This is a genomic window from Anaeromyxobacter sp. (genome assembly GCA_016718565.1).
Lineage (GTDB): Bacteria > Myxococcota > Myxococcia > Myxococcales > Anaeromyxobacteraceae > JADKCZ01.
Genome location: JADKCZ010000018.1, coordinates 718,761 through 745,344, shown reverse-complemented (window position 1 = coordinate 745,344; position 26,584 = coordinate 718,761). Strand labels below are relative to the sequence as shown.

20 protein-coding genes, 2 tRNA genes and 1 pseudogene are annotated in these 26,584 nt (G+C 73.9%); 17 read left to right on the top strand and 6 right to left on the bottom strand.

The window, feature by feature from the left end; genetic code table 11:
• The first annotated feature begins 68 nt into the window (after window positions 1–68).
• The 4 genes from IPO09_22205 to IPO09_22190 all read left to right on the top strand — a co-directional run bounded on the left by IPO09_22205 (window position 69) and on the right by IPO09_22190 (window position 8,241).
• Window positions 69–2,303, top strand: coding sequence for an NADP-dependent isocitrate dehydrogenase (locus tag IPO09_22205; protein ID MBK9519983.1), 2,235 nt, complete (start codon window positions 69–71; stop codon window positions 2,301–2,303).
• A gap of 48 nt (window positions 2,304–2,351) precedes the next feature.
• Window positions 2,352–3,302, top strand: coding sequence for a malate dehydrogenase (mdh, locus tag IPO09_22200; GenBank protein MBK9519982.1), 951 nt, complete (start codon window positions 2,352–2,354; stop codon window positions 3,300–3,302).
• Window positions 3,303–3,482: 180 nt separating this feature from the next.
• On the top strand, window positions 3,483–5,297 hold the full coding sequence (locus tag IPO09_22195) for a hypothetical protein (protein ID MBK9519981.1): 1,815 nt from the start codon (window positions 3,483–3,485) through the stop codon (window positions 5,295–5,297).
• Window positions 5,298–5,673: 376 nt separating this feature from the next.
• A complete protein-coding gene (locus IPO09_22190) occupies window positions 5,674–8,241 on the top strand; it encodes a bifunctional aconitate hydratase 2/2-methylisocitrate dehydratase (protein ID MBK9519980.1) in 2,568 nt (855 codons plus the stop codon).
• A 7-nt stretch (window positions 8,242–8,248) separates the two neighbouring features.
• On the opposite strand, the gene IPO09_22185 is transcribed toward IPO09_22190, so the two are convergent.
• The gene (locus IPO09_22185; GenBank protein ID MBK9519979.1) at window positions 8,249–9,451 is read right to left on the bottom strand and encodes a sensor histidine kinase; all 1,203 of its coding nucleotides are present in this window, start codon (window positions 9,449–9,451) and stop codon (window positions 8,249–8,251) included.
• A gap of 222 nt (window positions 9,452–9,673) precedes the next feature.
• Between IPO09_22185 and IPO09_22180 the strand changes: the two are divergent.
• The 10 genes and pseudogenes from IPO09_22180 (at window position 9,674) to IPO09_22135 (ending at window position 17,683) form a co-directional block, all read left to right on the top strand.
• Window positions 9,674–10,367 (top strand): annotated as a pseudogene (locus tag IPO09_22180) (NUDIX hydrolase).
• A complete protein-coding gene (locus IPO09_22175; GenBank protein ID MBK9519978.1) occupies window positions 10,364–10,669 on the top strand; it encodes a hypothetical protein in 306 nt (101 codons plus the stop codon). Before IPO09_22180 ends, IPO09_22175 begins: the two are co-directional and overlap by 4 nt.
• Before the next feature lie 60 nt (window positions 10,670–10,729).
• Window positions 10,730–12,139, top strand: a complete 1,410-nt coding sequence (locus IPO09_22170) for an aspartate ammonia-lyase (protein MBK9519977.1) — start codon at window positions 10,730–10,732, stop codon at window positions 12,137–12,139.
• A gap of 135 nt (window positions 12,140–12,274) precedes the next feature.
• Entirely contained in the window at window positions 12,275–13,585 is a 1,311-nt protein-coding gene (locus IPO09_22165; GenBank protein ID MBK9519976.1) for a general secretion pathway protein GspE, read from the top strand.
• 13 nt (window positions 13,586–13,598) lie between these two features.
• On the top strand, window positions 13,599–14,144 hold the full coding sequence (locus IPO09_22160; protein ID MBK9519975.1) for a hypothetical protein: 546 nt from the start codon (window positions 13,599–13,601) through the stop codon (window positions 14,142–14,144).
• A gap of 111 nt (window positions 14,145–14,255) precedes the next feature.
• Window positions 14,256–14,597: a hypothetical protein gene (locus IPO09_22155; protein MBK9519974.1), complete on the top strand. Its 342-nt coding sequence runs from the start codon at window positions 14,256–14,258 to the stop codon at window positions 14,595–14,597.
• A gap of 8 nt (window positions 14,598–14,605) precedes the next feature.
• Window positions 14,606–14,676 (top strand) — tRNA-Gln (locus IPO09_22150).
• A 68-nt stretch (window positions 14,677–14,744) separates the two neighbouring features.
• A tRNA-Glu gene (locus tag IPO09_22145) sits at window positions 14,745–14,816 on the top strand.
• A gap of 280 nt (window positions 14,817–15,096) precedes the next feature.
• Complete coding sequence (locus IPO09_22140; GenBank protein MBK9519973.1) at window positions 15,097–16,713, top strand: IPT/TIG domain-containing protein; 1,617 nt, start codon at window positions 15,097–15,099, stop codon at window positions 16,711–16,713.
• Window positions 16,714–16,849: 136 nt separating this feature from the next.
• A complete protein-coding gene (locus tag IPO09_22135; protein ID MBK9519972.1) occupies window positions 16,850–17,683 on the top strand; it encodes an OmpA family protein in 834 nt (277 codons plus the stop codon).
• Between the two features lie 5 nt (window positions 17,684–17,688).
• Here IPO09_22135 and IPO09_22130 read toward each other — a convergent pair whose 3' ends face one another.
• Window positions 17,689–19,968 (bottom strand): hypothetical protein, encoded by a 2,280-nt coding sequence (locus IPO09_22130; protein ID MBK9519971.1) that lies wholly within the window; start codon window positions 19,966–19,968, stop codon window positions 17,689–17,691.
• A 257-nt stretch (window positions 19,969–20,225) separates the two neighbouring features.
• On the opposite strand from IPO09_22130, the gene IPO09_22125 reads away from it, so the two are divergent.
• From IPO09_22125 to IPO09_22115, 3 genes are all read left to right on the top strand, one after another.
• The gene (locus tag IPO09_22125; protein ID MBK9519970.1) at window positions 20,226–21,935 is read left to right on the top strand and encodes a DUF3494 domain-containing protein; all 1,710 of its coding nucleotides are present in this window, start codon (window positions 20,226–20,228) and stop codon (window positions 21,933–21,935) included.
• A 400-nt stretch (window positions 21,936–22,335) separates the two neighbouring features.
• The gene (locus IPO09_22120) at window positions 22,336–22,641 is read left to right on the top strand and encodes a hypothetical protein (GenBank protein MBK9519969.1); all 306 of its coding nucleotides are present in this window, start codon (window positions 22,336–22,338) and stop codon (window positions 22,639–22,641) included.
• A 107-nt stretch (window positions 22,642–22,748) separates the two neighbouring features.
• Complete coding sequence (locus tag IPO09_22115; GenBank protein ID MBK9519968.1) at window positions 22,749–23,078, top strand: ferritin; 330 nt, start codon at window positions 22,749–22,751, stop codon at window positions 23,076–23,078.
• A 16-nt stretch (window positions 23,079–23,094) separates the two neighbouring features.
• Here IPO09_22115 and IPO09_22110 read toward each other — a convergent pair whose 3' ends face one another.
• The 4 genes from IPO09_22110 to IPO09_22095 form a co-directional block, all read right to left on the bottom strand.
• Complete coding sequence (locus tag IPO09_22110) at window positions 23,095–23,856, bottom strand: hypothetical protein (GenBank protein ID MBK9519967.1); 762 nt, start codon at window positions 23,854–23,856, stop codon at window positions 23,095–23,097.
• A gap of 128 nt (window positions 23,857–23,984) precedes the next feature.
• Window positions 23,985–25,400, bottom strand: a complete 1,416-nt coding sequence (locus IPO09_22105) for an NAD-dependent epimerase/dehydratase family protein (protein ID MBK9519966.1) — start codon at window positions 25,398–25,400, stop codon at window positions 23,985–23,987.
• Between the two features lie 23 nt (window positions 25,401–25,423).
• Window positions 25,424–26,152, bottom strand: coding sequence for a hypothetical protein (locus tag IPO09_22100; GenBank protein ID MBK9519965.1), 729 nt, complete (start codon window positions 26,150–26,152; stop codon window positions 25,424–25,426).
• A 12-nt stretch (window positions 26,153–26,164) separates the two neighbouring features.
• Complete coding sequence (locus tag IPO09_22095) at window positions 26,165–26,572, bottom strand: RidA family protein (protein MBK9519964.1); 408 nt, start codon at window positions 26,570–26,572, stop codon at window positions 26,165–26,167.
• Between the last annotated feature and the right edge of the window lie 12 nt (window positions 26,573–26,584).

Sequence of the window (26,584 nt, the reverse complement as noted above, 5' to 3'; positions counted from 1 at the left end):
GAGCCCCGGATTTGGTGTCTACACCACTCCCCACCATCTGACCGAAGCCCCCCCTCCAAGGAGACGGCATGACGACCAAGACGTCGACGATCATCTGGACGCAGATTGACGAGGCGCCGGCGCTGGCGACCTACTCGCTCCTCCCCATCGTCCAGGCCTTCACCAAGGGCACCGGCGTGGCGGTCGAGACCCGCGACATCTCCGTGGCCGGCCGCATCATCGCCAACTTCGGCGACTTCCTGAAGCCGGAGCAGCGCCTGCCGGACTTCCTGCAGCAGCTCGGCGACCTGGCCAAGACGCCCGAGGCCAACATCATCAAGCTGCCCAACGTCTCGGCCTCGGTCCCGCAGCTCAAGGAGGCCATCGCCGAGCTGCAGGCCCACGGCTACGCCGTGCCGAACTACCCCGAGGTCCCCAAGGACGACGCCGAGAAGGCCATCCAGGCCCGCTACGCCAGGTGCCTGGGCAGCTCGGTCAACCCGGTGCTGCGCGAGGGCAACTCGGACCGCCGCTCCCCCCCGGCGGTGAAGAACTTCTCCAAGAAGCACCCGCACCGGCTCGGCGCCTGGAAGCCGGACTCCAAGGCCCACGTGGCCCACATGACCGAGGGCGACTTCTACGGCAACGAGAACGCCCTGACGCTGGAGAAGGCCACCGACTACCGCATCGAGTTCGTCGACGCCGCCGGCGCCGTGACGGTGCTGAAGAAGAAGGCCGCGCTGCTGGCCGGCGAGATCATCGACACCACCAGGATGAGCGTGAAGGCCCTGCGGAAGTTCTACGCGGACCAGATCGAGGACGCCAAGAAGGACGGCCTGCTGCTGTCGCTGCACCTCAAGGCCACCATGATGAAGGTCTCCGACCCGGTCATGTTCGGCCACGCCGTCACCGTCTTCTACGCGCCGGTCTTCGAGAAGCACGCCGCGGCCCTGGCGCAGGCCGGCGTGAACCCGAACCTGGGCCTGGGGGACCTCCTCAAGAAGATCAAGACCCTGCCGGCCGACACGCAGGCGGAGATCGAGGCGGACATCAAGGCCGTCTACCCGACCCGCCCGACGCTGGCCATGGTGGACTCGGACAAGGGCATCACCAACCTGCACGTGCCCAACGACGTCATCGTCGACGCCTCGATGCCGGTGGTGGTGCGCGACTCCGGCTCGATGTGGGGCCCGGACGGCAAGCTGGCCCCCACCAAGGCGATGATCCCGGATCGCTGCTACGCCACCATGTACCGGGAGATCATGGACGACTGCCGCAGGAACGGCGCGTTCAACCCGGCCACCATGGGCGGCGTGCCCAACGTGGGCCTGATGGCCCAGCAGGCGGAGGAGTACGGGTCGCACGACAAGACCTTCTTCGCCCCCGCCGCCGGCACCGTCCGGGTGGTCGACGAGGGCAGCGGCGCCACCCTGCTGGAGCAGAAGGTGGAGACCGGCGACATCTTCCGCATGTGCCAGGTGAAGGACATCCCGATCAAGGACTGGGTCAAGCTGGCCGTCACCCGGGCCCGCGCCACCGGCGCCCCGGCGGTCTTCTGGCTGGACCGCAACCGCGCCCACGACCGCCAGGTCATCCTCAAGGTGGAGCGGTACCTCAAGGACCACGACACCAGCGGCCTCACCGTCCAGATCATGGCCCCGGTCGAGGCCATGAAGTACTCGCTGGAGCGCATCCGCAAGGGGCAGGACACCATCTCGGTGACCGGCAACGTGCTGCGCGACTACCTGACCGACCTCTTCCCCATCCTGGAGATCGGCACCTCGGCCAAGATGCTGTCGGTGGTCCCGCTGCTGGCCGGTGGCGGGCTCTTCGAGACCGGCGCCGGCGGCTCGGCCCCCAAGCACGTGCAGCAGTTCCAGAAGGAGGGGTACCTGCGCTGGGACTCGCTGGGTGAGTTCTCGGCGCTGGGCGCCTCGCTGGAGCACATCGCCGCCACCTCCAAGAACGCCAAGGCCGCGGTGCTGTGCGAGACCCTCGACGCCGCCATCGGCAAGTTCCTCGACAACAACAAGTCGCCGGCCCGCAAGGTGGGCGAGATCGACAACCGCGGCAGCCACTTCTACCTGGCCATGTACTGGGCCGAGGCGCTGGCGGCGCAGTCCAAGGACGCCGAACTGAAGGCCCGCTTCACCAAGGTGGCGGCGGACCTGCTCAAGAGCGAGGCCGCCATCAACGCCGAGCTGATCGGCGCCCAGGGGAAGCCCGTCGATCTGGGCGGCTACTACCAGCCGGATCCGGTGAAGACCGGGAAGGCCATGCGGCCCAGCCCCACCCTCAACGCCATCATCGACGGCATCGCGTAGACCCCCGCAGCGCGTAGACCCCGTACCAACACACCCAAGGAGACGACCATGGCAAGGAAGAAGATTGCGTTGATCGGCGGTGGGCAGATCGGTGGCGTGCTGGCCCAGCTGGCGGCGCTCCGCGAGCTCGGCGACGTGGTGCTGTTCGACATCGTCGAGGGGCTGCCCCAGGGCAAGATGCTCGACATCGCCGAGGCCGCCCCGGTCGACGGCTTCGACGTGAAGCTCACCGGCACCAACAGCTACGCGGACATCGCCGGCGCCGACGTGTGCATCGTCACCGCCGGCCTCCCCCGCAAGCCGGGCATGAGCCGCGACGACCTGATCTCGGTGAACTCCAAGATCATGACCAGCGTGGCCGAGGGCATCAAGCAGTACGCCCCGGGCGCCTTCGTCATCGTCATCTCCAACCCGCTCGACGCGATGGTGACGCTCTGCCAGCGCATCACCGGGTTCCCGCACCACATGGTGGTCGGGCAGGCGGGCGTGCTCGACTCGGCCCGCTTCGCCGCCTTCATCGCCTGGGAGCTCGGCGTGTCCGTCAAGGACGTGACCGCGGTGACCCTGGGCGGCCACGGCGACGACATGGTGCCGCTGGTCCGCTACACCTCGGTGTGCGGCGTGCCGGTGATGGAGCTGCTGGAGCAGAAGTACGGCGCCGAGAAGGCGGCGGAGTGCATGGCCGCCATGGTCAAGCGCACCCGCGGCGCCGGCGGCGAGGTGGTGGCCCTCCTCAAGACCGGCTCGGCCTTCTACTCGCCGGCCTCCTCCGCCATCTCGATGGCCGAGTCCTTCCTGCGGGACTCGAAGCGGGTGCTCCCCACCTGCGTCTACCTGAACGGCGAGTTCGGCGTGAAGGGGCTCTACGTCGGCGTGCCGGTGGTCATCGGCGCCGGCGGGGCCGAGCGCATCCTCCAGCTCAAGCTCAACGCCGAGGAGCAGACCATGATGGACAAGTCGGTGAAGGCCGTGGCCGACCTGGTGGCCACGCTCAAGTAGCAGGATCCCGCCTTCGGGTGGTCCATGAGGCCCCGGCCGCTCCTGCGACCGGGGCCTCGCTGCGTCCGGCGCCGGCCCATGGTAAGTGCGCACATACGCCCCGTTGAGTGGCCCACCCGGCGTCCGTCGGGGCGCTAAGGTCCGCCCCGGTGAGGGCCCGTCGGTCACCGCCTCCCGCCCATGGCCCACGCCAAGCACATCCGACAGAAGCTCGACGCGGAGCTCGCCGAGCACCTGCGCAAGGGGCGGGTGCGGCGGGCCGCCAAGGTCGTCGACGCCATCCTCGAGAAGGACCGCGACGACGATCGGCTCTACGTGCGGCAGGCCGAGCTGGCGCTCAAGCTGGGCGATCACGACGCGGTGCGCCGCGCCTTCCGTGGCGCCGCCGACGCGGCCGAGCGCAAGGGCTTCTACCTGCGCGCCACGGCCGCGCTCCGGCAGCTGGCCCGCTACCAGGCGCCGCCCGACCGGCCCTGGCTGGAGCTGGCGGAGCTGGCCCAGCGGCTCGGGCTGATCGCCGACGCCCTGGGCTACGCCGAGGAGGGGCTGCGGGCCTGGGAGCTGGTGCAGGACGGGCCCCGGGTGCTGGCGGCGGCCCGGCGCGCCAGCCACCTGGCGCCCGACGACGCCCGCCGGCTCATCCGGCTCACGCAGGCGCTGCGCGACGCGGGCCAGGTCGGCGAGGCGCAGGCGCTGCTCGGCGCCGAGGTGGAGCGTCACCGCGCGGCGGGGCGGGAGGAGACGGTGGCGACGCTGGTCCGGGAGCAGGCCCGCGTGGCCCCGGTGGTGCCGCGGCTGCAGCCCACCGCGCGGGCTGCGGGGTCGACCTCGACCTCGACATCCTCCAGCACCTCGAGCGGCCTGGCCGCTCACCCCGAGCGGAGGGCCGCAGGCCCGGAGTCGAGGGGGACCCCGACCTCGACCCCGACCTCGACCCCGACCTCGACCTCGACCCCGACCTCGACCCCGACCTCGACCTCGACCTCGACCCCAACCTCGACCCCGACCTCGACCTCGACCTCGACCTCGACCTCGACCTCGACCTCGACCAGGGCCGCCCCCAGGGCCCCGTCCCGGACTCCGCCCCCGCTCCCGCTCCCGCCGCCCCTGGTGGCGCGCCCGCCCCTGCCAGCGGTGACCCCGCCGCCGCTGCCCATCCTGCCGCTGCTTGAGGCAGCCGCGCCGCAGCTCCCCGCGCCGCCCGCGCCGGCGCCCGATGGGCCCCCCCCGCCGCTCGTCGGCGACGACCTGGACGACGACACCGAGCTCATCGATCTGGCCGGCGAGGGCGTGTCCGTGGAGGACGAGGTCGCGCCGCACGCCGACCTGGAGGACGACCTGGCGCACGCCGAGTTCCTGGTGGCGCACCGGTTCCAGGACGAGGCGCGCGACCTGCTCGGCGGCCTGGCCGCCACGCACCCGGGCCACCCGGGCGTGGCGGCGCTCCTGGCGCGGCTCGAGGCCGGCCGCGAGGTGATCCGGCCGGCGCCGCCCCTCCCGCCCGACCCGGCCAGCGACCCGCTGGCCCTCGACGTCGAGCTGCTCGAGCCGGCCGAGTTCGCCACCGTGGAGGAGGTGCTGCAGCGCTTCCGCGAGGGTGTGGCCGCCGAGGTGGCGCAGGACGACGTGGCCACCCACTACGACCTGGCCCTGGCCTATCGCGAGATGGGGCTGCTCACCGACGCCATGGCGGAGCTCGAGGTGGCCCTCGGGTCGGCCACCGGCGGGCGCGCCATCGACTGCCTGGTGGCCCTGGCGCTCTGCCAGGCGGCGGGCGGCGCGCTGCCGGAGGCGGCCAGGACCCTGAAGCGGGCGCTGACCCATCCGGCCCTGGCGCCCGCCAGCGCCGCCGCCGTCTTCTACGAGCTGGGTCACGTACGCGAGCTGCAGGGGGAGCCGGAGGCGGCGGCCCGCGCCTTCCAGGCGGCGGAGCGCGCGGTGAGCGGCTTCAGGGACGCGCGGGCGCGGGCCACCAGCCAGCAACCCGCGGCCTGAGAGGCCGTGAAGGAATCCCCTCCCGTCGCCGGATCGGCCGATGCGCGGCGCATCGCTGCGTTGCGCCTCCCTCACCCATCGGCGAGATGGGCTCGGTCGGCGCGCCTGGCGCTGCGGGCGCCTCGACCGCCCGGCTCGGTCCGGGGACTCCCTCACGGCCTCTGAGGGCGCCGCCCACGAGAGGATTCCCGAGGGGCCGCGCCAGCTTCCGTGGCGTCCGAATCGTGGACCGCACCGGTCCTCCCAAGCGGCGAATCTCAGGGCGGTTTTCGGGGTAGGCGCGGCTGACACCCACACCGCGGCGTGGTAAACGAGGCGCCTCCCCGAGCACCATCCTCGGAGCATCTTCGAGCCCAACCGGCCAAGGAGAACCCACGTGATCGAGGCGTACCTGAAGCACGAGGCGGAGCGGAAGACGCAGGGCATCCCGGCCAAGCCGCTCGATCCCGAGCAGACCCGGGAGCTGGTGAAGCTCCTCGTGAAGCCGCCCAAGGGCAAGGAGCAGTTCCTCCTCGGCCTGCTCACCGACCGGGTCTCCCCCGGCGTGGACCCCGCCGCCGCGGTCAAGGCCGCCTTCCTGGCCGACCTGGTCAAGGGCAAGCAGAAGAGCCCGCTCATCGACAAGAAGAAGGCCGTCGAGCTGCTCGGCACCATGGGCGGCGGCTTCAACGTGCCGCCGCTGGTGGCCGCGCTGCAGGTGAAGGGGCTGGCCGACCTGGCCGCCACCGCGCTCTCCCGCATCATCTACGTCTACGACGCCTTCGACGAGGTGGCCGCGCTGGCCAAGGCCAAGAACCCCGCCGCCAAGAAGGTGCTGGAGTCCTGGGCCGCCGCCGAGTGGTTCACCTCCCGCAAGGGCGTGCCCGAGACCATCACGGTGAAGGTCTTCCGCGTCGACGGCGAGATCAACACCGACGACTTCTCGCCGGCCGGCGACGCCGCCACCCGCCCGGACATCCCGCTGCACTCGCTGGCCATGGGCAAGACCAAGTTCCCGGCCGGCCTGGCCACCATCGCCGAGTACCGCGCCGCCGGCTTCGAGGTGGCCTTCGTGGGCGACGTGGTCGGCACCGGCTCGTCGCGCAAGTCGGCCTGCAACAGCGTCCAGTGGGCCATCGGCGAGGACATCCCGTTCGTGCCCAACAAGCGGAACGGCGGCGTCATCATCGGCGGCGTCATCGCCCCCATCTTCTTCAACACCGCCGAGGACTCCGGCGCGCTGCCCATCAACAAGGCCGACGTCTCCCGGCTCAAGATGGGCGACGTGGTGGTGGTGGACACCAGGCAGGGCCAGATCCGCAGCCAGGCCGGCGAGGTGCTCTCCACCTTCACGCTCTCGCCGGACTCCATCCGCGACGAGTTCCAGGCCGGCGGGCGCATCCCGCTGATCATCGGCCGCGCCCTCACCGAGCGGGCCCGCAAGGCCCTGAAGCAGGGGCCCGCCACCACCTTCGTGGTCAAGAGCAACCCGCCCGCCAAGAAGGGGCAGGGCTACACGCTGGCGCAGAAGATGGTCGGCCAGGCCTGCGGCCTGCCGGGCGCGCTGCCCGGCTGGTACGTCGAGCCGAAGATGACCACGGTGGGCTCGCAGGACACCACCGGCCCCATGACCGCCGACGAGCTCAAGGAGCTGGCCTGCCTGAAGTTCCAGGCGCCCATGGTGATGCAGTCCTTCTGCCACACGGCGGCCTACCCCAAGGCGGCCGACGTGAAGATGCACGCCTCGCTGCCGGCCTTCGTCCAGGCCCGCGGCGGCGTGGCGCTGCGGCCCGGTGACGGCGTCATCCACTCCTGGCTCAACCGGCTCCTCCTCCCCGACACGGTGGGCACCGGCGGCGACTCGCACACCCGCTTCCCCATCGGCATCAGCTTCCCGGCCGGCTCTGGCCTGGTGGCCTTCGGCGCGGCGCTCGGCTTCATGCCGCTGGAGATGCCCAAGAGCGTGCTGGTGCGCTTCACCGGGAAGCTCGCCCCCGGCATCACCCTGCGCGACGTGGTCAACGCCATCCCGCTGTGGGCCATCAAGTCGGGTGACCTGACGGTGCCGAAGAAGGGCAAGAAGAACATCTTCAACGGCGCCATCCTGGAGATGGAGGGGCTGCCCGACCTGACCGTCGAGCAGGCCTTCGAGCTGACCGACGCCGCCGCCGAGCGCTCCGCCGCGGCGGCCTGCGTGGCCCTCTCGCCCAAGACCATCGCCAACTACCTGCGCTCCAACGTGGCGCTCATGAAGAAGATGATCGCCGACGGGTACGGCGACGTGGCGGCGCTCGAGGGCCGCATCGCCGCGGTGCAGAAGTGGCTCAAGAAGCCCGAGGTGCTCAAGGCCGACAAGCACGCCGAGTACCAGAAGGTCTTCGAGATCGACCTGGGCGAGATCACCGAGCCCATCCTGGCCTGCCCCAACGACCCGGACGACGTGAAGGTGCTCTCCGAGGTGGCCGGCACCAAGATCGACGACGTCTTCCTGGGCTCCTGCATGACCAACATCGGCCACTTCCGCGCGGCCGGTGAGATCTGGAAGGGGGCCAAGTTCAACCCGGCCGTCCGCACCTGGCTCTGCCCGCCCACCCGGATGGACCAGCAGCAGCTGCGCGACGAGGCCTACTTCACCACCTATAGCGCCATCGGCGCCCGCATCGAGACGGCCGGCTGCTCGCTGTGCATGGGCAACCAGGCGCGCGTGCCCGACGCGGTGACGGTCTTCTCCACCTCGACCCGCAACTTCGACGACCGCATGGGCGCCGGGGCGAAGGTGTTCCTGGGCTCGGCGGAGCTCGGCGCCATGGCCGCCACCATGGGCAAGCTGCCCACCAAGGCGGAGTACTTCGAGGCCTTCAACGCCAAGATCGCGCCCAGGGCGGACAAGGTCTACCGGTACCTGCAGTTCGACGAGCTGCCCGAGTACCAGCCCGCGGGCGGCAAGCTCCGCGTCGTCGGCTAGGCGCGCCTCAGGCCATCGGCCCGCCCTGGCTCGTCGCCAGGGCGGGCACGCCGATGGAGCGGGGCAGGGTGAGCTCGAAGGTGGTGCCGGCCGCGGCGGAGCTGGTGAAGCCCAGCCGGCCGCCCAGGGCGGTCTCGCCGAAGAACTTCATCACGAAGGTGCCCTGGCCGCGCCCCACGCCCACCTTGGTGGTGAAGTAGCGCTGGAAGATGCGCGGGGTCACCGAGGGCGGGATGGCCCCCTGGTTCCAGGCGCGGAAGGCCACCCGCCCGTCCTCCTCGGCCACCGAGAGCCGCACCTCGCCGCCCGGCGGGGTGGCCTCGAAGGCGTTCACCAGCATGTTGGTCAGCACCCGCTGCAGCAGGTCGCCGTCGGTGTCCAGCGCCGGCAAGTCGGAGGGCGCCGCCACGGCCAGCCGCTTGCCGGCCGCCGACGGGTGGTGCTGGAAGAGGCTGCGCAGCTGCGCCAGCGCCGGCCCCAGCGCCAGCCGCTCCACCGCGAGGTGCAGCGCGCCCGGACGGGCCGAGGCCAGGGCCCGCTGCACCTGCACCTCGCGCGACAGCCGCGCCGTCAGGGCGCGCACGTCGTCCGACACCGCCGCGGCCGCCGCCGGATCGGGGTCGTCGAGCGCGTCGGCCGCGCCGGCCAGCCCGGCCACCAGGTTGGCCAGGTCGTGGAAGAAGGCGCGCTCCAGCGCGGCGCGGCGGCGCTCGGCGGTGACGTCGGTGATGGTCACCAGGGTGAAGGTCAGGCCGTCCAGGGTGAGCGGCGCGGCGCGCACCCGCAGGTCGAGCGCCAGCGGGGCGCCGTCGCGGGCGACGGTGAGGACGCAGTCGCGCTCCTCGGGCCGCTCGCGGGCCACCGAGGAGACGATGGCCACCGCCGCGCCGCAGGTGGCGCAGGCTCGGGCCGTGCCGCACCCACCCGGGTGGGCCGCTGCGTGGGTGCAGCCGATGGCCTCGCCCGGGCGGAGCCCCAGCACCGCGGCCGGGTCGGCCGCCCCCACCACCTCCAGGTAGGTGGCGTTCAGGGCCACCAGCTGGCGCTGCTCGTTGAGCACCGCCACTGCGCCGCCCCAGCTGCGCAGCATGGCGTCGACCACCGGGTTCGAGGTGGCGTGGGCGATCTGGCGGGCCAGCAGGGCCGGCGCGGCGCGCTCCGCCGGCAGGAACCAGGTGGACGGGCCCCGCACCGCGCTCGACTCCCCCATGCCGACTCCCCTGGTCCGCCCTCCGCTCCGGCAGGCTCGTCGTCCACCCTAGCGCACGGCGCCCCCGGCCAGGCAGGGGCCAGGCCCGGCCGCGCCGCGATGCCGCAGGTCCGCGCCGGCCCACCCCTCGAGGTGGTGCGACCAGGCCCTCCGCCCGGGCGGCGCGGGAGCGGCCAGGCGCGGCGGGCTTGCGCGGCGAGCCCTCCCGGGCAGGATGGGCGGATGATCGAGGTCACCGCCATCGAGATCGTCGAGGACCGGACCGCCAGCGCCCGCTGCGACGAGGGGTTCCTGCGGCTCAAGCGCTACCGGGCACGTCAACCGGCGCGCCGACGGCAGCACCTCGGCGGAGTACCCCATCGACGTCATCGACCGGCCCACCCTGGACGCCGTGGCCGTGGTCCTGTGGGCCCGCACGCCGCGCGGCGTCGAGGTGCTGACCCGGCGCGGGCTGCGGCCGGCCGCCTACTTCCGGCGCGGGCAGGTCACGGCGCTGCCGGAGCCGGAGTACCTGCTGGTGGAGGAGATCGTGGCCGGGGTGCTGGAGGCCGGAGAGACCGGGGAGGGGGCGCTCCGGCGGCGCGCCATGGAGGAGGCCGCCGAGGAGGCCGGGGTGACGCTGACGCCAGGGCAGCTGCGCCTGCTGGGCGCCCCCTTCTTCCTGGTGCCGGGCATCGCCTCGGAGAAGATCCACCTCCTGGAGGCGGAGGTCCTGCGCAGCGGCGGCGACGGGCCGTTCCCGGCGCCCCAGGGCGGCGACGGCTCGCCGCTCGAGGAGGGCGCCCTCCTGCAGTGGCGCGAGCTGCAGGCCGCCATCCGGGCCTGCGAGGCGGGGGAGGTGGAGGACGTGAAGAGCGAGCTGGGGTTCCGGCGGCTGGCCTCGCGCCTGGCGGCGCGCCATACTGGGTCGCCATGAACGCCCTGCTCGCCGCCCTGCTGCTCGCCGCGCTGCCCTTCCCCGCGCCGCGCCTCGCCGCGGCCACCGACCGGACCAAGTGCGACGCCGGGGTGGTGGTCTCCACCGAGGCGGTCAAGGGCGAGGTGGTGGTGAAGACGGCCGCTGGCCTGGTGACCTTCAAGGCCGGTCCCGACGTGCAGGTCTTCGACGCCGCGGGCAAGCCGGTGGGGGCCCCGTCGGCGCTGCAGGCAGGCCAGCAGGTGCGGCTCTGGTACCTGGTGGACGGCGCGGCCCGGGCCGTCGAGATCGCGCTGGAGTAGCGCCCCCCCCCTCATCAGGGCCGCCGCCGCGGGCCGCGCTTTGGCGCTAGGCTCCGGCCCATGGCCACCAGGAAGACCAGGCGGACCCGCGGCGAGCAGGACACCATGGGCGAGGTGCGCGTGCCGCTCGACGCGCTGTGGGGCGCCCAGACCGCCCGGGCGGTGGAGAACTTCCCCATCTCCGGCCTGACGGCCCACCCGGCCTTCGTGACCGCCACGGTCCGCATCAAGCTGGCCGCCGCCCGCACCAACGCCCGCCTCGGGCTCCTGCCGCCGAGGAAGGCCCGGGCCATCGAGCGGGCGGCCCGCGAGGTGCTGTCCGGCCGCTGGCCCGGCCAGTTCGTGGTGGACGTCTACCAGGCCGGCGCCGGCACCTCGCACCACATGAACGTCAACGAGGTGCTGGCCAACCGGGCCTGCGAGCTCCTGGGCGGGCGCCGCGGCGACCGGGCGCTGGTCGATCCCAACGACGACGTCAACCTGGGCCAGTCCACCAACGACGTGGTGCCCACCGCCATCCGGCTGGCGGCGCTGGAGCTGGCGCCGGCCGTCATCGAGGCGCTGTCGGGCCTGGCCGCCACCTTCGAGCGGAAGGCGCGCGCCTGGGACGGGGTGGTCAAGGCCGGGCGGACCCACCTGATGGACGCCACGCCCATCCGGCTGGGGCAGGAGGTCTCGGGCTGGGCCGCCACCCTGCGCTCCTCGGCCGGCCGGGTGCGCGACGCCCTGCCGGAGCTCTCGCTGGTGGGGCTGGGCGGCACCGCCGTGGGCACCGGACTGAACGCCCACCCGCGCTACCAGGCGCTGGTGGTGGCCGAGCTGTCGCGCCTCACCGGCGTGCCGCTGGCCCCGGCGCCCAGCCTCACCGCGGCCATGCAGTCGCTGGCCCCGTTCGTGGCGCTCTCCGGCGCCCTGCGCGGCGCGGCGGTGGAGCTGCTGCGCATCGGCGGCGACGTGCGGCTGCTGGGCAGCGGCCCGGCCACCGGCCTGGGCGAGCTGCGGCTGCCGCCGGTGCAGCCCGGCTCCTCCATCATGCCCGGCAAGGTGAACCCCTCCATGGCCGAGATGCTGGCCATGGTCTGCTACCAGGTCATCGGGCTGGACGCCGCCATCGCCGCGGCCGCCGCCGGCGGGCAGCTCGAGCTGAACGTGATGATGCCGCTGGTGGCCTTCGACCTGTGCCACGCCCTGCAGATCACCGCCGCGGCGGTGCGGGCCTTCGACCGGCGCTGCGCCCGCGGGCTGACCGCCGACGCGGCGCGGGCCCGCCACTACGCCGAGCGCACCGTCAGCCTGGCCACCGCGCTGGCGCCGCGCCTCGGCTACGCCCGCGCCGCCGCCATCGTCAAGGCCTCGGTGGCCAGCGGCCGGTCCATCGCGGACCTGGCGGTGGAGCTGGGGGGGCTGACCCCGTCGCAGGCGCGCCGGCTGCTGGACCCGGCGCGCCTGACCCGGCCCGGACGCGGGTGACCGGCCGGGGGGGCGGGCCCTGGCGCGGTTCACCCGGCGGCCTCGCCTCCGCCCCGCCGCTCCGGGCCGCGGCGACCCGCCAGGGAGCCGGCGGTTGGCGAGCGTACCGTCCGTTGGGCTAGCATCCTTCCAGCCATGACGCAGCGCCTCGGGGAGCTCCTGGTCGAAGACGGGGTCTGCACCGCCGACCTGGTGCGGGAGGCCCTGCAGAACCAGGCCATCTTCGGTGGGCGGCTCGGCACCAACCTGCTCGAGCTGGGGCTGGTCACCGAGGACGTGCTGGCCTTCACCCTGGGGCGCCAGAGCGGGGCGGCGGCGCTCTACGGGGACCTGCCCCCCGAGCCCCGGGCGCTCAGGCTCCTGGATCGCCGCGTGGCGGACCGCTGGGACGTGGTGCCGTTCCTGCTGGCCGACCGGCGGCTGGCGGTGCTGGCCCGCGACCCGCGCGACCTGCGCATGCTCGACGAGGTGGCCTTCGCCACCGGCAAGGACGTGCACGCCTTCGTGGTGCCGGAGGCCCGGCTGTGGCGCATCCTGAGCCGCGCCTACGGCGTCGACCGGGAGCACCGCGGCCTGGACATGGGGCGCCGCGCCGCCCTCCCGCCCCCGGAGCCTCCGGCCCCGCCCACCCCGGACCTGATGGACGAGGCCGGGTTCGAGGACCTGTACGGCCAGATCGGCCTGGCCGCCACCCCGCCGCCCGGCGCCCTGCGTGCCGTCCAGCTGGCCCCCGGGCCGCCCCCCGATCCGGCGGTGGCCTACGCCCCCCCGACCGGCGCGCCCCCGGTGCCGGTGGGGCCGCTCCTGGCCCAGCTCGAGGTGCCGCCGCTCACCCTCGACGTGCTCGACGAGCTGAGCCGCGCCACCGCCCACCGCCCGCCGGCGGCGCTCCCCACCACCACGCCCGTGCCGGGCGCCCCGCCGGCCGACCCCGCCGCCGCGTCCTCACCGCTCGCCTTCGAGGAGGCGGTGCGCTTCCTGGAGGGGGGGGCGGACCGGCAGACCATCGCCCGCACCGTGCTGCGCTACGCCCGCACCCGCTTCGAGCGGGTCCTGCTGCTGGCGGTGCACGGCGGCGAGGCCCGCGGCTGGGCCGGCCTGGGCGGCGACCTGACGCCCGAGCTGGTGCACCGGCTGCGGATGCCGGTGGACCTGCCGGGGGTGGTGGCCACGGTGGTGGCCACCCGCGCCCCCTACGTCGGGCCGCTCCACAAGACCTGGGCCAACGTGCGGCTGCTCAAGGGGCTGGGCGGCGGCGTGCCGCAGAGCGCCCTGCTGGTGCCGGTGCTGGCGCTGGGGCGGGTGGTCAACGTGCTGTACGCCGACGCCGGCCGGGGCCGCCCGGTGGAGGCCTCCGACCTGGGCGAGCTGGTGATCCTGGCCGCCCGCATCACCCGGAGCTACCACGCCCTGGCCGGTCGGGCGCTGGGCGGCCGGCCGGTGTAGAGTCCGCCGCCTCATGGCCTCCACCCTCGACTTCTTCATGCTCCCCGACGACGAGAAGGCGCTCTTCCGCCTGCTCGCCCGGCACGAGATCACCTGCTACCCCGAGCTGTTCCCGCCCGGCTGGGTCCCGCCCGTGGCCACCGAGCACATGCTGGACCAGCTGGTCGAGAACACCTACTACCTGGCCTTCGAGAAGCTCGCGCCGGTGGCGGTCCACCCCATCAAGCGGGGGCCGGACAAGGGGCTGCTCAAGATCGAGGAGATCCCGTCGCCGGTCTTCCACTACGAGCGCTGCCACCGCAACGAGGCCAACGAGCTGATGGGCGGGCGGCTGTGGGCCGAGCTGATCGTCACCGGCGCCACCGAGGACAAGCGCGGCAAGCCGCGGGCGCTCACCTTCGTCTTCGACGAGCTGCACGACTTCTTCCGCAAGAGCTGGCGGCGCAGCGACCCCAAGGGCTACTGGGTCGGGCCCAAGGCGGCCGAGGCCCTGAAGCGGACCGGCCTGGTGCTGCGCGAGCCCGGGCACAAGGGCCGGACCTACGGCGTGTGGCGCTAGGTGGACCGCCCGGCGCCGGCGCCCGACGCCGGGCCTCGGGCGCGGCCGGGGTGGGCCTTCGGCGGCGGCGTTGACCGGGGGGGCTCCGGGGGGTACACCGGACGCTTGACCATGACCGCCGCGCCTCGATATAAGGCCGCTCTCGCCGCACTCCTCGTGGCGCTCCCGGGCGTCTCGCTGGCCGACAAGGTGGCCGGCGCGACGCTCCCGGACGACGCGAGGCGGATCGGCGAGAACCGGTACCAGGTGGCGCGGTCGTACGAGGATCTCCTCAAGCATCTGCGCACGGCCTTTCCGCCGGCGAAGCACCCCAGGCGCCCCATCGCCGACCAACCAGGCGTGAAGGCCGTCCACATCGAGAACCCGGACGCGAAGCCCGGGACCTGGGAAGGGTTGAACGTCTACGAGCTGAAGGGCGAGGCCAGAATCTTCGTCCTGGTGAAACCAAAGTAGGGAGACTTTGGGGGATCGTCTAACGGCAGGACGCCAGTCTCTGGATCTGGCTATCAAGGTTCGAATCCTTGTCCCCCAGCTTCATCGAAATCCGCCTCCCAAGCGTTGACTGCCGCAACGCCGGAGGGTACAGAAGGTCCGCTTGTTGGCCCCTTAGTCTAGCGGTTAGGACGTCGGCCTCTCACGTCGAAGACATGGGTTCAATTCCCGTAGGGGTCACATCGTGCCCCGCCAGCTCTCGTCCAGCTGGCGGGGTTTTTCTTTTCGGGTAGGCGAGGCGAACCAGCTCCCGCTCCCGCCCCGGCCCGGTGCCGCGCACCTGCCTCGTGGCGGCCGGAGAACGTTCGCGAGCGCCAGCCCGGCGCGCGCCCCGCGCCACCTGGAACGAAGAAGCGCCCAGAGCGACCACCTGGCGAGGGGCACGAGGGATGCAACCTCTCCTGCGCGGGTGCGCCGGCCTCTCCTGAGGTCACGGCGGCGCCGGGCTGGGAGGCCAGACATGACGAACGTCCTTCGGTGGTCTGCCGCCGCGCTGCTGCTGGCCGGTCCCGTGGCCGGGCTGGCCGCTCCGTCCATCCGAGCGGTCGACCCGCGCGCCGCTGGCCTGGCGGTGGCGTCGGACGGGGTCGACTACCTGGTGGTGGGCTCGCCCTGTGCCGTCGCGGGCTCCGGGCTCTGCGCCACCCGGGTCGGCGGCGGCGGCGCGGTCCTCGAGCCGGCCGGCTTCGCCATCGCGGGCGCCACGGTCGAGGGGGCCGCGGTGGCCTTCGACGGCGCCAGCTACCTCGTGGTCTGGACCGGCCCGGGCGGCGTCGAATTCGCCAGGGTCTCGCCGGGCGGGGTGGTGCTCGATGCCCCGGCCGTGCCGCTCTGGCCGTCCGGCAACACGCCCTCCGTCGCGTCGAACGGGAGCGGGTCCCAGGTCGTGTGGGAGGTCTTCCGGGAGCCGCGCTGGCAGGAGTACCCGGGCCGGTGGGCCGACATCACCGGCGTGTACCAGGCCCAGGTGAGCCCGGACGGCGTCGTCCAGGGCTCGCAGCTGGTGAGCTGGGCCTTCGCCGACGAGCACCACGCCCCGCAGTACTTCTTCCCCCTGGTGGCCTCCGACGGCGTCGGGTACCAGGTGGCCATGCAGTCCCTGGGTTACGGGATCTGCGACCTCACCGGCGTCGCTCGCCGCGTCGCCTACGACCTCTGCCTGTCCCCCATCGCCGACCTGGCCTCGGACGGCGCGGGCTACTTCATGGTGTGGGACAACTTCGACTTCGGCGACCACGAGACGGCCGGCGTCCTGGGCGCCAGCCTGGGCTCCCCGGGGGTCCTCAGCGTCATCAACGCCACGGCCCGCGTGGTGCAGAAGCCGGCGCTGGCCTACGACGGCCAGGGCTACCTGGCCGTCTGGCAGGAGGGCGCGCTCTTCGCCACCCGGCTGCTCGCGGATGGCTCGGTCGTCGACGCCGAGGGCATGTTGCTCTCCTCGGCGGGCCCCTTCACCGACGTCCACGTGGCGTCCAACGGGACCACCTCGCTGGTGACCTGGGTGGGCGGCGCCGCGCTGTTCACGCCGGCGCAGCCGCGGCGCCTCCGCCTGAGGCCGGACTGGAGCCCGCTCGGCGGCGGCAGCCGGGCGCGCCTCACCGGCCAGGGCCTGGAGGCCGGGGCCACGGTGATGGTGGGCGGCGTCCCGGCGCCGGACGCGACGCTGCTGGGGCCCGGGGTCATGACCTTCACGACCCCGGCGCATGCGGCCGGCGTGGTGGAGGTGGTGGTCACCAACCCCGACGGCCGGTCGGGTCGCCTGGCCGCCGCCCTCACCTACGCCGGCGCGCCGTACCTGGCCACGGTCGTCCCACCCAGGGGCGCCGCGGCCGGCCACACCCGCGTCACCCTGGTCGGTTCGGGCTTCGAGCCCGGGATGAGGGTCCGGTTCGGCCACCGTCCGGCCAGGGCGGTGGTGGTCGTCGACGAGGGCCACGCGACCTGCACCACGCCGCCCGGCGAGGGGACGGTCCCGGTCACCGTCATCGGGGCGGCCGGCCAGTCGAGCACCCTCGAGGGCGCGTACCTCTACGAGCGCCGCTGCCCTGGTCGGCACGGCCACGGGCGGGGGGACTGAGCCGGCGTTTCGGCGCACCGCACGCAGCGCACCACACGGAGCGTTGCCCGGGCCCAGTCGGCGTGGGACCATCGGTCCGCTCGACGCCCGCCACCGGCGCACCGCCGGACCTGGCGGCCGTCCCGGAGGGGGATCCATGGTGCACGCGCCTCGCGGTCTGCTGCTGGCTGCCGTCCTGCTCCTCGCCGCACCCGCCCGCGCCGGTGATCCCGACGCCGAGGGCTGCAAGGACCTGCCCCTGTTCAGCCGCTTCCCCGGCTATTCGATCGTGAACTGCGAGGCGCTCGACTTCGGGTCGGGGACCTTCCGCGACGGCGCCGGGCGGGAGGTGACGGTGGAGGGGAAGGTGGGCACCGTCACCTACATCCGGGGCGAGGGGACCCGGCAGCCCAGCCGCGTGCAGCTCCACCGCAACCACGAGGCCGCGCTGCGGAAGCTCGGGCCGGTGACCAGCTTCGCCGACCAAGACGGCGGGCTCTTCCTCATGCTCCGGAGGGACGGCAAGGAGCTCTGGGCCAAGGTCGACGCCTACGTCCCCGACCGGTACAGCGTCACGGTGCTGGAGAAGGAGGCCATGGCGCAGGACGTCACGGCCAGCGCCGAGGCGCTGGCGGCCGGGCTCGAGGCCACCGGGCACGTCGCCGTCCACGGCATCTACTTCGACACCGGGCTGGCGGTGGTGAAGCCCGCCTCCGACGCCGCCATCGCCGAGATCGCCAGGCTCCTCAAGGCCACCCCGGCCCTCAAGCTCCACGTGGTGGGCCACACCGACTCGGTCGGCGCCTTCGAGCCCAACCTGCGGCTCTCGCAGGCCCGGGGCGAGGCGGTGGCGCAGGTGCTCACGGCCAGGCACGGCATCGCGGCCGGGCGGCTCCGCGGGGCCGGCGTGGGGCCGCTGGCGCCGGTGGCGTCCAACGCCGCCGAGGCCGGGCGCGCCCAGAACCGGCGGGTCGAGCTCGTCGAGCAGTAGCCCGGCTACGGCCCCGGCTGCGGCCGGTAGCGGTCGCTCACCACCAGCTGCCGCCTGCAGTCGCCGTGGGTGGCCGGTCCGGCCCGCGGCTGCGGCGCGTGGCCAGGCGCGTTCACGCCGGTGCCGGCGGGCGAGTCGCACAGCGAGGTGCGGGCGCGGCGGCCAGGCCCGTCCGGCAGGTAGCGGACCGAGCCAGGGTCGGCGCGGGAGAGGTAGACCCCCTTCTCCCCGTAGCGCATCAGGCAGGTGTCGTCGCCGCTGGTCTCGCCACCCGGGTGCGCCTCGTAGGTGAGGTAGCCGCCCAGCCGGGCGTCCCACTCGAAGCCAGGGGTGGCAGGGCCGGGCAGCACATCGGAGCCGTCCGACTCCCGCAGGATGCGGACGCGGGTGGGAGGGTAGGCGGGATCGGGGGCGACGGCGCCGTCCGAGTCGCCCACCACCGCCTGCCTGGTCAGGACCTCCCGGTCGCCGGCCCGGGCCCGCTTGAAGAGCACCGCCTTCAGCCCCTCGCCGTGGTGCTGGAGCCCCACCCCGTGGGCCACCTCGTGGGCGATGTCGGAGATCATCTCCTGCCGCTGGCGCGGGTCGCCGGAGGGTGCGGCTGGCAGGAGGATGCGGCTCGAGGTGCGCGGCGGGCCGAACTCGTCGCCCACGTTGATGGGGCTCGTGCCGCCGGCCTCGATGAGCAGGCCGTGCTGGTTCACCAGGTGGGCCCCCGCGGAGAAGTGGCGGTTGATGACCCGGTCCGCCCCCAGCTCCCGGCCGGTCACCTGGTGGACCGTGAGCCCGCTGGCCGACTCGAAGAGCGCCAGGCCCTCCCCGGCGAAGCCGGTCCGGTCGCAGACGAAGAGGTCCTTCCGGCGGGGGTCGGTCTCGACCCATTCGCCCCGCACCTGGAAGCCCCGGTATTCCTCGTAGAGCGTCAGGCCGTCACCTGGGAAGCCGTTGCCCACCGGCAGCTCGTCGGCGTCGTCCGTGCCGAGCCGCCCGAGGACGCCGCGCTGCTCCTGCCAGGCGTCGGCGATGCGGTTCTCGTCGTCGTCCCTGGGGATCTGGAGCGCCGCGCCGACCTTCCCCTCGCGGCCCTTCACCGTGACCGGGACCGCCCGCCCCTCGGCGTCCAGCGCCGTCACCAGGAGCCGGCCCCAGGCGCCGTAGTCGAAGCTGGAGACGACCAGCCGGGCCTCGCCGACGGGGCCCCGGGTGCTGGCGGTGGCCTCGTCGGGCACGTCGAGCCGCGGGTTGCGGGTCTTCAGGAGGCGGAGGTCCGGCCTGGAGTCGGCCCCCTCGGCCGGCCAGTTGTTGCAGACCCCCCGCTGCGTCGAGGCCCCCTTCAGCTCGAAGGTGAGCCGCACCTTCGTGTCGCTCGGCCTCGACGGGTCGCCGGTGGCGTGCACCCTGGCGGTCACGACCAGCTCGGCCCCGGGCGCGGCGGCGTCCGCCAGCGACCCCAGGGGCCGCCACCGCTCGTACCCCTCCGCCTCCACCAGCACCTCGCCGAGGTCCGGCTGCTCCACGGCGAGGCGCAGCGAGACGGTGAGGTGGCCCACCTGGGCCTGGCCCGCCACGGTGGCGCTGCGGGTGAGGCGGGACCAGCCGGAGAGCTCCCGCTCGGTGAGCTCGAACGAGGTCAACTTCCGCTCCTCGGACGGCGGCAGCGACAGGGTGCTGACCTCGATGATGCCGATGTCGGTGTCCTCCGCGGACTCGCCGCTCCCCGGCGAGAAGGTGAGCCGGGCGCCGGTGGGGGTCCGGATCAGCTCGGCCGTGGCGTTGCGGCCCGGATCGTCGCCGGCTGGGCTGCTGGTCTCGAAGGGGTGGGGCGGCGCGTCGCCGAGCAGGACCCCGCTGGTGCGGAAGGTGCCCTGCTCGTCGGTGTCGGAGGTGACCACCGAGCCATGGCCGTCGCGGCCGCTGCCGTGGGAGCGCTCGGTGCAGAAGGGGAGTGCCTCGCCCACCGCGAGCCCGAGCAGGCTGCGGCGCAGGGCGAAGAGCTGGCGCGGCGTCCCGGTTGCCTGCATGCCCGGCAGGCCCCGGCCGATGGAGCGCCCGAGGCCGAGGTCGCCGGTCGCCACCACGCCCCGCCGGCCACCGTCCCAGATGTCGCAGAGCCGGTAGCTGGTGGTGGTGGTCGACTCGAACGAGAAGCTGTCGCCGCGACCGACCAGGTGGACCTGGATCTGGAAGCGAGGCTCCTCGGATGGCCCGGCGGCGCGGACAGGCTCGGCGGGGACGACCGCAGCCAGCAGGGTGACGGTGACGAGCGTGGCGGCTGCCCAGCGCATGGATGACCCCCGCTACCGAACCTACCAGGCGTCGCCGGACCGTGCCGAACGTCCCGCGAACGCTCGGGCAGCCGCGGCCCGCGGCGCTTCCAGGGCCCCCGCGCCGGCAGGCGGCCACCCCGGGGCCGGCTGGAGGGCGGCGTGGATGATGCAGTCCCGCCACGGATTGGAATCCGACCGGCTGGATCTGCCGCGACGCCTGGGCGTGTCGCGGTCGGTCCGCGCCGGCGGTCCGCACACCAGAACGGAGCACGACGATGACCACCTCCCGCCACGGGCGAGCCGCCGCACCTCAGCACCAGCCAGTCGGGAGCGCGAGCCACGCCGCTCCCAGGGCGTCGGGCGTCGCCCGGCGCCTCGGCCACCTGGCGGTGGCCTGCCTGGCCGCCGTCGCCCTGGCGGCCTGCGGCGGGGCCTCGGGCCAGGGCGGTGCCGCGCCGCGGCAGGAGGCGACCGCCCTGCCGGCGCTCGGGTCGGTGCAGGCCTTCGCGGTGCTGGCCGGACAGACCGTGACCAACACCGGACCGAGCACCGTGGCCGGCGACCTCGGCGTCTCCCCGGGGACCTCGGTCACCGGCTTCCCGCCTGGCCTGGTCAGCGATGGGGTGATCCACGCCACCGACGCGGTGGCGCTCCAGGCGCAAGCCGATCTCGTGGTGAGCTATGACGACCTGGCGGGCCGGGCCTGCGACTTCGACTCCACCGGGGTGGACCTGGCGGGCCGGACGCTGACGGCGGGCGTCACCTGCTTCTCCTCGTCGGCCCTGCTGTCGGGGGACCTGGTGCTCGATGCCCAGGGCCTCCCGGACGCCGTCTTCATCTTCCAGGTCGGGAGCAGCCTCACCACCGCCTCGAACGCCTCGGTCCGGGTGGTCAACGGAGGCCAAGACTGCAACGTGTTCTGGCAGGTCGGCAGCTCGGCCACCCTCGGCACCGGGACCACCTTCGTCGGCAGCATCCTGGCCCTGACCAGCATCGACCTGGCCACCGGCGCCAGCCTGGCCGGCCGGGCCCTGGCGCGCAACGGCGCGGTGACGCTCGACTCGAACCGGATCGCGCCGGGCAGCTGCGGCGGCTGCGCGGGCACGACCTGCGGCGTGGCCTGCGTGGACACCGCCACCGACGCCGCCAACTGCGGGGCCTGCGGCAACGCCTGCGCCGCGGGCGCGGCCTGCACCGCGGGCGTCTGCTCGACGCCGGTGCCCCCGGTGTGCCGCGACCTGGGCCCGGCTGCTCCCTTCGACGTCTTCACGCTGGGGAACTTCACCACCAACGGCGGCTTCGTCGAGGGCGCCCTCGCCGCCGGCGACGACTTCTGGGCGACCAACTTCTCGGTCGGCCAGGGCCTTGGCCCCAGCTCGGTGGCGCTGGTGGTGGGCGGTGACCTGCGCTACACGAACGGCGCCGTCAACGGCGACCTGATCGTCGGCCAGACGATCTGCTGGATCTGCGACGTGGTGGTGGCGGGCACCGTGTCGTCCGGGCGGCCGATCGACTTCCGAGCCGCCGCCACCCCCCTGCGGGACCTCTCGGCGGACCTGGCCGCCCTCCCTGCCACCGGAACCGCCACGCTGCAGGGCACCACCCTGCTGCTCTCGGGCACCGGGCCCGTGCTGAACGTCTTCTCGGTGCCCCTCGAGCTGCTGGCGGGGGTCCGCGAGCTCGTGCTCCAGGTGCCCGCCGGCTCGGGCGTCCTCGTCAACGTGGTCGGCGGGGGCAACGCGCAGCTGCACGACGTCATCTGGACCTCGAACGGGCTCCCGGCCGGCCGCACCCTGTTCAACTTCGACCAGGCGGGTGGCGTGGAGATCCAGGGCTCCACCATCGAGGCGTCGATCCTGGCGCCGAACGCGATCGTGTGGTTCAGCAGCTCCGGCGCCATCATCGGGCAGGTCGTCGGCTGGAACTTCACCGGCACGGCCCAGGTGGGCTCGGCGCCGTTCACGGCCTGCATCGAGACCCCGTGAGCCGGCGCCCCTCCTCGAGGGGCCCCGATCCACACCGCGACGCCTCGCCCCGCCAGGGGTCGTCCACCTGGCGGGGCGTCTCGGGTCGGTGACCTGCGCCGGGGGTGCGCCCAGGTGGCCCCGCAGCCGGTCCTGCTCGGTCCACCTCGAACCACGACACCGCATGGCTGGACGGCGGGCCCCGTTCGTGAACGTTCGTGGACGGACAGGGGCGCCTGGCCGACCACCGGGGGGGGGCGCCCACCAGCCCGCTCCAGGCCTGAAAGCGCCGGTGGGCCGCTGGCACGGGGCTCGCTTTGTCCGTCGGCTCGGTCGACCCGGCGCGCAGCCGGGGGGACCGGCAGCCACCGGCGAGGCGCCGATGTGGCCATTCGAGCGCCGTCAGGCCCGGGAGAGCCACATGCACTTGCGCGCGCAGCGTTCCGTGGTGGTGGAGAGCTTCCTGGGCGGCGACGTCGCCCAGGTGGTGAGCGACGCGCTCGGCGAGGTCGAGCCAGGTGGCGAGTTCCGCCTGGATCTGACCCGGGCCCGCGACGTCAGGGCGGCCGACCTGGCCCAGGTGGTGCGCAAGCTCCTGCCGCACCGCGACAGGGTCAGCATCCGCATCCTCGGGCTCCGTCAGAACGAGTGGCGGCTGCTGGGCTACCTCGGCCTCGACCTCGACCGACCCGCCGTCGGGGACGACGATCAGGCCGCAGCCAGCTGACCCGGACGGGCCGGATGGTGGCCTGCCAGGGTGGCGGCCCCCTTGCAGCGAGGGATGGCCGCGCTCCCGGCACTCCGGCCGGCCGCGATCACGTCGGCGAGGACACCATGACGAGCGACACCACCCACGATCCGGCGGACCAGGCGTCGGGCCCCACGCGGGAGCTGCACCGCGCCATCCTCAGCCTGCGCGAGGAGCTGGAGGCCATCGACTCGTACCAGCAGCGGGCCGACGTCAGCGACGATCCCCAGCTGAAGGCCGTGTACCTGCACAACCGCGCCGAGGAGATCGAGCACGCCAGCATGCTGGTGGAGTGGCTCCGCCGACACGACGCGCAGTTCGACCGGATGCTGCGGACCTACCTGTTCACCGAGGCGCCCATCACCTCGGTCGAGAAGGCCGCCGCGGGCGCCGCGCCACCGCCGGTGAAGCGGTAGCGCGCCGCCTGCCACCCTAGTTCGCGTTCACCAGCAGCGCCGCGCCTCCGAACGTGCCGCCAAAGTAGCTGGCCACGACGTACTCGGTGGCCGACGAGCTGATGGCGCGCGACAGGTGGGTGCGGACCGGGAAGGTGGCGCTGGTGGCGCCGGCCGGCACGACCACCACCGCCGGGACGTCGGCGTCCAGCCCGAAGAAGTCGTTGCTGATGGAGACCATCACCGCGGCGCCCATGGACGGCGCCGGCGCGGACAGGGTGAGGGTGCAGGTGGAGGTGGTCCCGGAGGTCACGGTGGAGGGGCTCAGGACGGCCGAGGCGACCTGGGGGCGCGCCGTGGCCGGCGGGGTGGAGGCCGGGAGCACCGCGACGGCCAGGGACGTGAAGCTGGCCGGGTCCGGGGTGGAGGTCCTGGCGGAGATGGTGGTCGCCGTGGCGGCGGCGACGAAGGGGTTGCTGGCCAGCGTGAAGGTGGCGCTGCGCTTCCCGCTCGGGATGCGCACCCAGCCAGGGCCGGCGAAGAGCGTCTTCGAGTAGGTCAGGTAGACCACTGCCCCTTCGCTGGCGCGCACCGTGCCGGTGATGGCGGCGCCGGCGGTGACCGCGGCGGTGGAGAGCGTCAGGGCGCCGGCCCCGCTGGAGCCGCCGTCGGTGCGGGCCTGCAGGGCGGCGGCGAACTCGGCGTCCTGGGCGGCCAGCTCCTCGTCGGTCTCCAGAGGACCGCAGGCGACGACGAGGAAGGCGAGGACGGCGGCCGGGAGGAGCTGGGAGCGGGTCATGGGGGTGCGCCTTTCGCGGGCGGTGCTGCCGGGGGGTGATCGCGGCGGGCCCGGTGGCTCGTCGCGGTCGTCTGCCTCGGATGACACCGGGTCCCTGGAACGAGGGACATGGGCCCCGAAAGGGCCGCTCAGCCGGACTGGCCAGGCTGCCGCGCCAGGTGGCGGGCGAAGGAGCGCATCACCCACAGGTGCAGCCGGGCCTGGGTGAGCAGGTAGAGGAACCACGGCAGGCGGGGCCTGAAGTCGTGCAGGGCCACCAGGACGTGGCGCCGCCCCAGCACCTCCCGGAACTCCAGGCGCTGGCGGTGACCGCGGGCGGCCAGCAGGCCCCCGGTGATGGAGAAGAGCCAGCGGTCGGGCCAGCTCTTGTCGTCGACCCGCTCCAGCACCAGCAGCGGCCGGCCGGGCAGCAGGCGCAGCGAGATGGTGAAGATCCGGTCGTCCCGCACCTCCACCTGCACCAGGGCCGCCAGCGAGCGCGGCAGCCAGGCGAGGTACTCGCGGGCCACCCACTCGGCGGTCCGGCCGGCCGGCAGGGGCAGGCGCTGCACCGAGCGCACCGTGGATCCCCCCGCGACGGTGCGCGAGCGCTGGTAGGCGATGGGCAGCCGCGGCACGCCCTGGGGGGCGCGGCGCAGCTCGGCGACGGCCTGGCGCACCGCCTCGGGGAAGGGCGTGCCGGGCAGGTCGGCCATGGCGTTCAAGGTCCGCTCCCGCGCCACGATGGGGTAGCGCAGGCTCTCCACCAGCGGCTCGATGAGCTCCCGCGGCGCGCCGCTGACCAGCGAGACCAGGCGCTGCAGCACGCCGGGGTGGGAGATGGGCAGCGGGACCGCGGGGCGCCGCAGCCCCAGGGCCGCCGCGATCTCGCCCATCATGGTCCGGTAGGACATCACCTCGGGGCCGCCGATGTCGAAGGTCTCGCCGATGGTCCGCCGGTCGCCCAGGCAGTAGGCCAGCAGCGCGATGGCGTCGGCGAGCGCCACCGGGTGGCTCAGGGTGTCGGCCCAGGGCGGGCAGAAGATCACCGGCAGCCGCTCCAGCACCCGGACCATGGAGAGGAAGGAGGACCCCTCGGCGCCGATCACCAGCCCGGCCCGCAGCGTGGTCACCGGCACCCCGTAGCCCCGCAGCGCCTGCTCCACCTCGAAGCGGCTGGAGAGGTGGTGGGAGAGCACCTCGCGGCCCGGGACGATGCCGCCCAGGTAGACGATCCGCTGCACCCCGGCCCGCCGGGCGGCGCGGGCGAAGTTGTCGGCGACGATCAGGTCGAGGTTCCAGAAGTCGCCCTGGGTGAGCCGCGCCGACGGCATCATCGAGTGGACCAGGTAGTAGGCGACCTCGGCCCCCTCCAGCGCCCGCTCGGTGTTGGCCAGGCCCAGCAGGTCGCAGGTGCGCCACTCGTCCACCCAGTCGCTGCCCGGGCCGGGCAGCACCCGGGTGAGGCCGACGACGTGGGCCCGGTCGCGCAGGCTGCGCCCCAGGTGGCGGCCCACGAAGCCGGTGGCGCCGGCGATGACGACGGTGGGTCTCCCTGCGTCCACGTGGGCTCCTGGCGCGGCCGGGCTCAGCAGAGGAGCTTCAGGATGGCGTCGCGGTGTCCCGGCTCGAGGCCGGGGATGCCGGAGACGAAGCGGATGGTGGTGGCCAGCTGCTCGGCGTTGATCATCCTGAACCAGTGGACGTCGCCGGGGCGCTCCGTGTCCAGGGCGCGGTCGCGGGTGAGGACCCCGAAGCGCACCGGCTGGTCGGCGCCACCCTCCAGGAAGTTGCCCAGGAAGGAGAGGTGGAACCGCAGGAGCACGCCCTCCTGCTCCACGTAGTAGAGCTCGCAGTTCTCGCGCCCGTGGAACCAGTGCGCCGCGCCCTGGTCCTGGCGCGGCAGGCGGTCCGCCTCGACCGGCGCCATCTCCAGCGCCGAGAGCTCGGCGGCCAGGTGCGCGTTGATGGCGTCCACCAGGGCCCGCCCTGGGTCGACGAAGCAGCAGCCCACCACGTCGTGGCTGACGTGGACCAGGCCGAGCACCACCGGCAGGCGCCGCTGGCCGAGGCCGAGCAGCCCGGCGAAGGTCGGCGCGGCCCCCGACGGCTCCGGCAGGATGCCGCGCAGCAGGGCCATGCCGGTGGCGGAGAGGTTGGCCACCGGCACGTCCACCGGCGGCCCGTCGCCGGTCCAGCCGAAGCTGATGTCGTGCAGCGGCTCGACCCGCACCCGCAGCGCGGCGCGGCGCGGCTCGGGCGCCGCCGGGCGAGGGGGCGAGCCGAGGATGCCGCGCAGGAAGGCCGGGATGGGCATGGCGGCCTAAGGTCAGGCCGCCGGCGGCGCCGTGCCGCCCGGGGGCCGCAGGGCGATGAGCTCGATCTCCACCCGCGCCCCCAGCGGCAGCGAGGCCACGCCCACGGTGGTGCGCGCCGGGTAGGGGGCCGCGAAGCAGGTGGCGTAGACCGCGTTCATGGCGGCGAAGTCGCCCATGTCGGTGAGGAACACGTTGACCTTGACCACGTCGTCCGGCCCGAGGCCGGCGGCCTCCAGGACCTGGAAGAGGTTCTGGAGGCACCGCCTGGTCTGGTCGCCGACGGCGCCGCCCTGCAGCCCGCCTGTGGCGGGGTCGACGGGGGTCTGGCCGGAGAGGTAGACCAGCGCCCCCGCGTCCACCGCATGCGAGTAGGGGCCGATGGTGGCGGCGCTGGCGCTGCGGTAGGCGGTCCGGGGCATGGGCGGGTCGCT